The sequence below is a fragment of the Tardiphaga robiniae genome, assembly GCF_001618955.1.
Classification (GTDB): domain Bacteria; phylum Pseudomonadota; class Alphaproteobacteria; order Rhizobiales; family Xanthobacteraceae; genus Tardiphaga; species Tardiphaga robiniae_A.
On sequence record NZ_LVYV01000014.1, the window covers coordinates 47587 to 56882 of the forward strand.

Below are 9296 nucleotides of genomic sequence, written 5' to 3' on the forward strand. Positions count from 1 at the left end.
CTCCATGTCTGCTGAGCCCGCAACCTGCACGGAGCTGCGCTGGCTGTCCATCATCGGCATCGGTGAAGATGGTATCGACGGGCTGTCTTCTGTTGCCAAGCACTTGATCAGCTCGGCGGAACTGGTTGTAGGCGGCGCGCGCCATCTGGAACTGGCCGGCGATCTTGTGCTTGGGCAGCGTCTGATCTGGCCAAGTCCCATGAGCGACGCATTCGCCGAGATCAAGCAGCACCGGGGGCGCGCCGTCGCGGTTCTGGCGAGCGGCGATCCCTTTCATTTCGGCGTTGGCAAGCAACTCGCGGCATTTGTCCCAGCCGAGGAATTCATTTGCCTGCCGCAACCGTCCGCTTTCAGTCTCGCCGCTGCACGGATGGGATGGTCGCTGCAGGACGTTGCGCTGGTCACGCTGCATGGTCGTGCGCTGCACGGCATTATCAGGCACCTGCAACCCGGCGCGCGCATCCTCGCGCTGTCTTGGGACGGCACAACGCCAGCCAAGCTCGCCGAGCTTCTCAACGCGCATCGCATGGGCCAATCGCGGGTCACGGTGCTCGAGGCGATGGGGGGCCCTCGCGAGCTGATACGTCACGCGACGGCATCGACTTGCGACATCGCAGACATTGCCGCGCTCAATACGATCGCGATCGAGGTGATAGCGGAACCGAATGCTGCGATCATCTCTTTCGCACCGGGCCGGGATGACGGGTTATTCGAGCATGACGGCCAACTGACGAAGCGCGAGATTCGCGCGGTGACGCTGTCGTCGCTGGAGCCACGACATGGCGAACTGCTCTGGGATATCGGGCTCGGTGCGGGATCTGTCGCGATCGAGTGGTTGCTGCGGCATCCCTCCTTGAGTGCAATCGGCGTTGAGGCGCATCAGAATCGGGCAGACCGGGCCGCGCGGAATGCCGCAGCGCTCGGTGCGCCGGATCTCAAGATCGTGCAAGGCCGTGCGCCGGAGGCGCTGGCAGGGCTTGCCAGACCGGATGCCGTGTTTGTCGGTGGCGGCATGGTGGATGATGGCGTCTTCGAAGCTGTCTGGTCAGCGCTGAAGCCTGGCGGGCGCCTCGTGGCCAATGCGGTATCGCTGGAGACGGAAGCCCGGCTCGCCGACTATTTCGGCCGCTTCGGCGGCGATCTCGTGCGGCTCCAAATCGCGCGAGTCGATAAAATCGGGACCATGTCCGGCTGGCGTCCAGCCATGCCGGTGACGCAATGGCGGGTGAGGAAGCCATGATCGTTGCGGGCATCGGATGCAGGCGCGGCGCGCCGTCCGACGATATCGTTAGTTTGATTTTCGCGGCGCTCTCGAATTTCGGTATTGCGCATGAGGACCTCATAGCGATCGCGACGGAAACATTGAAAGCCGAGGAGCAGGGGTTGGCGAATGCAGCCCGGTTTCTCTCGGTGCCGCTGGTCCTATGTCCGCTGTCAGATCTGGGGCGCGTCACCGATCGGATCATCACGCATTCATTACGCGTTCAGGCGATCAAGGGCGTTCCGTCGATTGCGGAAGCATCTGCGCTTGTGGCAGCGGGGCACAATGCCCGGCTGCTCGGGGCGCGCATCGTGGCCAACAACATAACCTGCGCGATCGCAATTGGTGAGGGATCATGACTGTTCATTTCATCGGAGCCGGACCCGGCGCACCCGATCTGATCACGATCCGCGGACGCGATCTGATCGCTGCCTCTCCGGTCTGCCTCTATGCTGGTTCGTTGGTACCGAAAGCTCTGCTCGGCCATTGCCCGGCTGGCGCGCGCATCATCAATACGGCGCCGATGTCACTCGACGAGATCATCGCGGAGATCGTGCAAGCCACCGATGCAGGTCAGGATGTCGCGCGGCTACATTCCGGCGATCTATCGATCTGGAGCGCGCTTGGCGAACAGTTGCGGCGTCTCGATGCGCTCAATATCCCGTACACCGTCACGCCGGGCGTGCCGGCTTTCGCCGCAGCCTCTGCAGCGCTGGCACGGGAATTGACACTACCCGAGGTCGCGCAGTCGGTCGTCCTGACCCGAACCTCAGGACGGGCTACGTCGATGCCCGAAACGGAAGATTTGGCTGCATTCGCGGCGACGCGTGCCACGCTCGCTATTCATCTGTCCATTCACGTGCTTGAGACAACAGTTGCGACCTTGATCCCCACTTATGGCGAAGCGTGTCCGGTTGCGGTGGTGTTTCGCGCAAGCTGGCCTGACGAACAGATCATCCGCGCCACACTCGGCACCATCGCCGCTGAAGTTCAGAAGACCAGCATCGATCGTACTGCGCTTATTCTCGTGGGCGAGGTGTTGGCCGCGCGGGAGTTTCGTGAAAGTGCGCTTTACGACAGCGCCTATCAGCGGCGGTTCCGGGGGCGAGAGTCGTGATGGACGCTCAGCTTCTCGCCGATACCCTTCCTAAGTTCCCGGACTTCCCACCCGGCGAAGTATGGCTTGCAGGTGCAGGCCCGGGCGATCCCGGGCTTTTGACACTGCATACGCTCCACGCACTGCAGACGGCAGATGACATTGTTCACGATGCGCTGGTTGATCCGCGGATCCTGAAGCTTGCGGGCAATCAGGCGAAACTGATCTTTGCGGGAAAGCGTGGCGGCAGACCTTCATCCGAGCAGGGCGACATCAATGAGCTTCTGATCGAACGCGCCAGGATGCAGCATCGCGTTCTGCGGCTGAAAGGCGGCGATCCCTTTGTATTCGGGCGTGGTGGAGAAGAAGCCTTGGCACTGACGCGGGCCGGTGTTCGATTCAGAATCATACCGGGCATTACGTCGGGACTTGCGGCTGCAGCCCTCGCCGGCATTCCCGCGACGATGCGGGACATCAACCATGCGGTTATCCTGATGGCGGGCAGCCGATCGGCGGATCGGGCATCGATAGCCGAGTGGGAGAGGCTGGCGAGTGTCGGACAGCCGATCATCGTTTACATGCCCATGTCGAATTTGCCTGAGATCATGAGCGCCTTCGAACGTGGCGGCATGGGGCGTGATACACCGGCCGTTATCATCAGCTCGGCATCGACGTCGGATGAGCAAATTGTTGAAACGAGTCTTAGCAAAGCTGCGGCGGACGCCGAGCGGCAGGGAATCTGTGCGCCTGCAATCGTGATTGTCGGTGCGATTGCCGGGATGAGGCAGAAGCTTCTGTCCAATATGGCTTGTGAATGATGATCGTCGACTTGCTGCCATACGGGCAGGGTTCCTTGGGCAGTTGTTGCGGGATGCTCTTCAAGCATCGCTCGCCTTCATTTATTCACGGTTCGTTCGATTTGCCAGCTTGTCTTTCACGCTCGACCACCCGAGGTGGAAAACCGGAAGAACGCCGTTAGACCATTGATGTCGGTCTTATGTGGGGACAACAGATGTCTCGAGGTTCGTTCCAGATATCTGGAGCACCGGCCCTGAGGGCAAAGATCAGATCGTTCTCGCTAGCGCCGCTTCCACGCTAGTGTTTTGCGCTGCTGATGTCCACTACGTTCACGCGCATCGGCTGCATGCTTCGCAACGCAAAGAATAGGCGCTCAGCCTAGGCCGCGGTCAATTGAGGAAGCGCCCCTTAGCGTCGACCGTAGGGACTCATTAAATTCGCATAACTTACATTTTGGAATATTATCCTGGAATCTTGATCGTGTTGACAGGGATCAATCCACCTCTGTAAGAAAACGACACGGTAATGGATTCTGCCGGGCCATCGTGGCCGAACCGCTTCCGAGAGAAGCTGATGACTCCTACTCAACTCGCCCTCTGGGGCGGAGGAGTAGAGTCGTGAGTCCGCCCCACTACATTTGCGATAGTCACTATCCGGCCGGCCAAGCCGCTTTGTCAGCGGTCGGCACGCCATGATGTCTGCTGCTGCTGGCTTCTTGCGTCTCGAACAGATCCGCAGCCTGTTCAAATGGGTCGGTATCGTCGTTCCCATGGCGGCCGTGGTGGGGTCGCTGTGCGCCCTGTTCCTGTGGGGCCTGGACCGGGCCACCCAGGCGCGCTTCAACTATCCCTGGCTGATCTACGGCATGCCCGTGGCCGGCTTCCTGATGGTGCTGGCCTATCAGCACTTCGGCCGATCCGCCGAAGGTGGCAACAACTTGATTGTTGAACAGATCCACGAGCCCGGCGGCGGCGTGCCGCTGAGGATGGCGCCGTTCATCCTCGTTACGACCATTCTCACGCATCTGGTCGGCGGTTCGGCTGGCCGTGAAGGCACGGCCGTGCAACTCGGCGGCAGCATCGCCAGCGCTTTTGCAAAGGCCTTCAAACTCTCCCCTGCTGACATCCGCATTCTGCTGATGGCCGGCATCGCTGCCGGATTCGGAGCGGTGTTTGGCACACCGATCGCCGGGGCGATTTTCGCCCTTGAGGTGCTGACCATCGGGCGGATGCAATATGAAGCCCTGCTGCCCTGCCTGATGGCCGCGATTGCAGGCGACTGGAGCTGCCACGCCTGGGGCATCGAGCATACGCACTACTCAATCGGCTACCTGGCCAACGCCGGCGAAACGACCGGCTTTCACCTTGACGCACTGCTGTTGCTCAAAGTCGGCATTGCCGGCGCCGCGTTCGGCTTGGCTGCGCGCTTCTTCAGTGAGTTCTCGCACCTGGTGACGGGCGCGTTCAAGATGGTCTGCCCCTACGCACCGCTGCGGCCGGTCATCGCCAGCGCCATTCTCATCGGGCTGGTCTACGCGCTGGGCACCCGTGAGTATCTTGGCCTGGGCGTCTGGTCGGCAAACCCTGCTGACGCGACCATTGCCGGCTTTTTTCATCCTGGTCACGTCGATCAGTGGAGCTGGCTTTGGAAAACCATCTTCACGGTTGTTACGCTGAGCAGCGGCTTTAAAGGCGGCGAAGTCACGCCGCTGTTCTTCATCGGCGCCGCGCTGGGTAACGCGCTCGCGTCGCTGCTGGGTGCACCCTCCGATCTGTTCGCAGGACTTGGTTTCGTGGCCCTGTTCGCGGGCGCCACGAACACACCGCTTGCCTGCATGATCATGGGCATTGAGCTGTTTGGGTCGCTTCACGCGGTCTACATCGCCGTCGCCTGTTTCGTGGCCTACCTCTGCAGCGGCCATTCCAGCATCTACATGTCGCAGCGGCTGGGCACGCCCAAGTCCGCTGTCACCCACATCCCTCCTGACATGTCGGTCCGCCAGGTCCGCGATCTCAACGCGCAGGCCTTCGGCGACTTTGTCGGCCGGGTGCGCATGCGTTCCTCAACCTCCCCCCTCCCAGCAAAGAAAGTCAGTCTCATGGCTCGCCACACGCTCGCACTCAAAGAAATCGGCATGGTCCGCATTTGCGTGAAGCCACGGGAAAAGGCCGTCGACGTCGGCAACCGGCTTTTTGGCGGCCGCCCGCTGTATCGCGAGCTGGTGATGCAGGCCAAGGCCGCCGGCATCATGCATGCGACCGCGCATCATACCCATTTCGGCTACTGCAACAGCGGCAAGCTTGAAGACGAGGGGTTCGAGATCTCCAACCCCGACTTGACGATGTGCGTCGAACTCATCACTCCGCGTGAAGAACTGGAGCACTTCTGCCGCACGCATGGCGACCTGCTGAAGCGCAAAGTCATCATCTACAAGCACATCGAGCACTGGGATCTCGTCGGTGAAGACGTCACGGTGCACGACGCGCTGAAAGCACGGGCATGAAAGACCTGTCGCTTTCATGGATATTCTGGGCGCTGCTCTCGGCAGCGTTCGCGGCGCTGACAGCCATCTTTGCGAAGATTGGTATTGAGAACGTCAACTCGGACTTCGCCACGTTCATCCGCACGATCGTCATCCTCATGGCCGCGGGCCTCATCGTCTATGCAACTGGCAACTGGCAGCAGCCCTCCAGTGTGTCCGCCAAGACCTGGGCGTTCCTGGTGCTGTCAGGTCTTGCGACCGGTGCCTCGTGGATTTGCTACTTCCGCGCCTTAAAGCTGGGAGACGCCGCGCGGGTCGCGCCGATCGACAAGCTGAGCGTGGTGTTTGTCTCCGTTTTAGCGGTGCTCTTCCTGGGTGAGCGGCTCGCGCTGCCAAACTGGCTCGGCGTGATCCTGATTGCCTGCGGCGCCGTACTCGTCGCCTACCGGGCCTAGGGGGACACCATGAATGCCAGAAAGCACCGGCTGCGGGTTTTTATAGCAATGGTGGCAAGTGACACCTTCGCAATCTGCTTGCTCGCTGTGGTGCTTGCGACGACGATTCTCGCATTCGGCCTGGGCGCCGATGCGCATCTCATCATCACCATCCTGGTCTTGGGCATCGCCACGGCCTTCGCTGAGACCACCATCCGCGCGCGCAACAACAAAAGGGACCCCAAGTGAAGAGCCAAGCATTACTGTGGCTGAAGCGGTTTGGCCAAGCGGTCGGTATCGTCTCCGCCCTCGCAGGCGGATGGGCAGGATATCTCCGGCTGAGCGGCAACTTTCATCCCATCGAAGAAGGGGTCATCTACCGCTCGGGCCAGCTGAGCGGGCTGCAGTTCGCGGACCGCATTGAAGACAATGGCATCCGCTCCATCATCAACCTGCGCGGTGATAATACCGGGCAGCCCTGGTACGACGCGGAAATGAAAGCCAGCCGCGCCGCAGGCGTGCGGCACGTTGATTTTCCGCTGTCGGCGGGCAGGGAACTGACCGACGACCAGGTCAGGCAGCTGACGGCGATGCTACAGGACCTGCCGCGGCCGATTCTGGTTCACTGCGAGGCTGGCGCCGATCGCAGCGGCGTGGTGTCAGCCCTCTACAAGCTGCTGGTGGCCAAGCGGCCGGCCGAGGAGGCCGCTGGGCAACTGTCGTTCCGCTACGGCCATTTTCCCTGGCTGGCGAGCCGCACGGCCGCCATGGACCGCACCTTCGCGCGGGTGATGTTGCAGCTTACTGCGGCAGCCCCCTGATCATGGCGCGCATCGGCAACGCCCGCACCATCGCAGATATTGAATACGTCATCGAGCCGCCAAGCCTGGGCAGCGACGTCACCGCCTGGCTGGCGCACGGGGTGAGCTGCTCGCGCGACCGGCACCGGTTCTGTGGCCAGGCGTATTCGTTTTCGCTGGAGATCCTCGAACTGCGTTGTGCAGCCCAGCCGCGGCAGCGCTGGCACGTCGTCATTGTCAGCGAACGCTGGCAGTTCCGCGACGCCAAAGCCGAGCCGCGCGGCAGCAAGTCACTGCGGGTCATTCAGGGTAAAGCCGCCGATGTCCTGTCGTGGATGCGGCGGTGCCGTGAACGGAAGTTGGCCAGTAAGACTGGTAACCTCACGCTGCTAACCGGCGACTTCAATTCGGCTTCGCCGCATGACCCTGAACCGGAAGGTTTCGATACTCTCGCTACGCACCATCGGGTCCGTTATTTGGCGGATGACCTTCAGACTGCGGATCGCAGCGTTCTGGCGCACCTTGATGCGGCGGGATGGATAGATCTGGGGCACGCACTCGACCCTGCGAAGACGCCCACAGTGCCTACGGCTGGCTTTGTAGGCACGGAGTTTGCCACCATGCGCTGCGACTACCTGTTGGCCTCCCGTGCCCTCGCGGCCCGGGCTGTCTCCTACCAAGTGATACGTACATCCGCGACCGACATGGCATCGGATCACTACCCGGTCGTCGCAAGCTTTGAGGTGCCACAGTGAACACTTCCTCCAGACGATCGGCCCCATGGTTCAACCGCACCGTCGCTGGCGCCGGCTTGACCAGCGCGCTCGGCGATTTTTGCTACGAGACGACAACGGTCATCCTACCCGGCTTTCTTGCGGTGTTAGGCCTGCCGGCAGCAGCGCTCGGCCTCATTGAGGGCATCGCGGATGCAGTCGCCAGTTTTACCAAAATGTTCTCCGGCTTCATTGCCGACAAGCTCGGGCACCGCAAACTGCTGGTGCTCATCGGATACGGCCTCACGCCAGTGGGACAGGTGTGCCTGGCATTGGCGTTGGGTTGGCCCCTTCTCCTGCTGGGACGCATCGTCTCCTGGTTCGGCAAGGGTCTGCGCGGTCCGCTGCGCGATGCCATCGTGCTGCAGGCGGTCAGCCCTGAAACGCGCGGGCGTGCCTTCGGATTTCACCGGGCGGCTGACACCGTTGGCGGCGTCCTCGGCCCGCTGCTCGGGGTAGCGCTCCTTGGGTGGGCACAATCCTTGCCTGGCGCCGACGCGGCGGGACCGTTTCGATGGGTTCTATGGCTATCGGTCATTCCGGGGGCCTTGGCTGTTTTAGCGTTTCTGACACTGGTCCGGGACCCGGCGCACTCGCCCAACCCCAAGCTCAAGTTCCTCAGCACACTGCGTGGCCTGCCGGCGCGCTTTAAACGCTACCTCGCTGCCGTTGGCATCTTCGGCATCGGCGACTTCTCACACAGCCTGCTGATTCTGGCGGCGACACAGCTGCTGACCGCTTCGATGGGCGTGGTGCATGCGGCGCAGGTCGCAGGTCTGCTCTACGTCTGGCGCAACGTGGTGCAGGTTGCCGCATCATATCCGGTTGGCGTCCTCGCCGATCGGGTGGGACATCTGCCGGTGCTGGTTGCAGGCTATGTGCTGGGCGCGCTGACCGCGCTGCTCACTGCCGCCGCCTTCTGGTTCGCTGTGGACAGCGTACCTTTGCTCGCTGCGGTCTTCTTCGTCGCTGGACTGTATGTCGCCGTCCAAGAGGCGCTGGAATCCACGGTCACCGCTGAAATGGTCACGGAGGACCGACTGGCAATATGCATTGGTGCACTTGGCACCGTCAACGGTTCTGCGAAGTTTGTATCTAGCGCGGCCGTTGGCGTGTTGTGGACAGCCGCGTCTCCTGTGGTGAGCTTTGGTACGGCCGCGCTGTTTATGTTCCTTGGGACGTTCGCACTTATCGGAGCCCGCAGAACTACAAGTTAGCCACAGTGCGGAGCCGGGGCCGCGTAGCCTCGCCGCTGCTTAAGATGACACTGCCGGTCGCGGGCAGCTTCCGCCTCCTGAACCGTGGCATAGGGGGTGCCGCGGGTGGTGCCGCCGCGACCGATGCGCCCCCATTCCCGAATGACCGCCCATTCGCCGATTTCTGATCTTCGCTGCAGCAGCACTGGCCGAAGTCGCAGGCTGCTTCTCCTTCTGGGCTCCGTCTGGATAAGTCACCCTGGTGGCTCGCACCCGGCCTCGTAGCGCTAGGACGGATCGACATTCATTGGCTCCAGATCATCGCTGCCGCGAGGTGGATAAAGCCGGCGAAGTGAGAAGTTCGTCGGTCATAGCGTGTGGCGAAGCGCCGGAAGTGCTTGAGACGACAGAAGCAGCGCTCGATCCGATTGCGCTGCTTGTAGGCGTTGGCGTCGT

At 61.9% G+C, this 9296-nt stretch carries 12 protein-coding genes, 1 pseudogene and 1 riboswitch; of the genes and pseudogenes, 11 read left to right on the forward strand and 2 right to left on the reverse strand.

Features of this window, described 5'->3' with window-relative positions:
* Positions 1–4 precede the first annotated feature (4 nt).
* The 10 genes from A4A58_RS16485 to A4A58_RS16535 all read left to right on the forward strand — a co-directional run bounded on the left by A4A58_RS16485 (position 5) and on the right by A4A58_RS16535 (position 8861).
* Entirely contained in the window at positions 5–1240 is a 1236-nt protein-coding gene (locus A4A58_RS16485) for a bifunctional cobalt-precorrin-7 (C(5))-methyltransferase/cobalt-precorrin-6B (C(15))-methyltransferase (RefSeq protein ID WP_068733992.1), read from the forward strand.
* Entirely contained in the window at positions 1237–1620 is a 384-nt protein-coding gene (locus A4A58_RS16490) for a cobalamin biosynthesis protein (protein ID WP_158005696.1), read from the forward strand. Before A4A58_RS16485 ends, A4A58_RS16490 begins: the two co-directional genes overlap by 4 nt.
* The gene (cobM, locus tag A4A58_RS16495) at positions 1617–2378 is read left to right on the forward strand and encodes a precorrin-4 C(11)-methyltransferase (RefSeq protein WP_068733996.1); all 762 of its coding nucleotides are present in this window, start codon (positions 1617–1619) and stop codon (positions 2376–2378) included. The genes A4A58_RS16490 and cobM overlap by 4 nt, the downstream gene beginning before the upstream one ends.
* Entirely contained in the window at positions 2378–3175 is a 798-nt protein-coding gene (gene cobA / locus A4A58_RS16500) for a uroporphyrinogen-III C-methyltransferase (protein WP_068733998.1), read from the forward strand. Before cobM ends, cobA begins: the two co-directional genes overlap by 1 nt.
* A gap of 492 nt (positions 3176–3667) precedes the next feature.
* Positions 3668–3745, forward strand: a riboswitch (Fluoride riboswitch).
* A 104-nt stretch (positions 3746–3849) separates the two neighbouring features.
* Positions 3850–5658, forward strand: coding sequence for a DUF190 domain-containing protein (locus tag A4A58_RS16505; RefSeq protein WP_081421908.1), 1809 nt, complete (start codon positions 3850–3852; stop codon positions 5656–5658).
* Positions 5655–6092 carry an EamA family transporter gene (locus tag A4A58_RS16510; protein ID WP_068734001.1) on the forward strand — a complete coding sequence of 146 codons (438 nt, stop codon included), beginning with the start codon at positions 5655–5657 and terminating at the stop codon, positions 6090–6092. Before A4A58_RS16505 ends, A4A58_RS16510 begins: the two co-directional genes overlap by 4 nt.
* 9 nt (positions 6093–6101) lie before the next feature.
* Positions 6102–6320 carry a hypothetical protein gene (locus A4A58_RS16515; RefSeq protein ID WP_139069870.1) on the forward strand — a complete coding sequence of 73 codons (219 nt, stop codon included), beginning with the start codon at positions 6102–6104 and terminating at the stop codon, positions 6318–6320.
* A complete protein-coding gene (locus tag A4A58_RS16520; RefSeq protein ID WP_244499788.1) occupies positions 6317–6892 on the forward strand; it encodes a dual specificity protein phosphatase family protein in 576 nt (191 codons plus the stop codon). Before A4A58_RS16515 ends, A4A58_RS16520 begins: the two co-directional genes overlap by 4 nt.
* Positions 6893–6894: 2 nt before the next feature.
* A complete protein-coding gene (locus A4A58_RS31155; protein ID WP_184514090.1) occupies positions 6895–7626 on the forward strand; it encodes a hypothetical protein in 732 nt (243 codons plus the stop codon).
* On the forward strand, positions 7623–8861 hold the full coding sequence (locus A4A58_RS16535; protein ID WP_068734005.1) for an MFS transporter: 1239 nt from the start codon (positions 7623–7625) through the stop codon (positions 8859–8861). Before A4A58_RS31155 ends, A4A58_RS16535 begins: the two co-directional genes overlap by 4 nt.
* On the opposite strand, the gene A4A58_RS31840 is transcribed toward A4A58_RS16535, so the two are convergent.
* The gene (locus A4A58_RS31840) at positions 8858–9046 is read right to left on the reverse strand and encodes a WGR domain-containing protein (protein ID WP_158005697.1); all 189 of its coding nucleotides are present in this window, start codon (positions 9044–9046) and stop codon (positions 8858–8860) included. The genes A4A58_RS16535 and A4A58_RS31840 overlap by 4 nt on opposite strands.
* On the opposite strand from A4A58_RS31840, the pseudogene A4A58_RS31845 reads away from it, so the two are divergent.
* Positions 9013–9130: pseudogene (locus A4A58_RS31845) on the forward strand (YnfA family protein); the annotation flags it as partial. The gene A4A58_RS31840 and the pseudogene A4A58_RS31845 overlap by 34 nt on opposite strands.
* A 14-nt stretch (positions 9131–9144) precedes the next feature.
* Here the strand turns inward: A4A58_RS31845 and A4A58_RS29695 are convergent.
* Positions 9145–9296 (reverse strand): transposase (locus A4A58_RS29695; protein WP_139069784.1); only part of this gene is annotated, 152 nt, incomplete at its 5' end.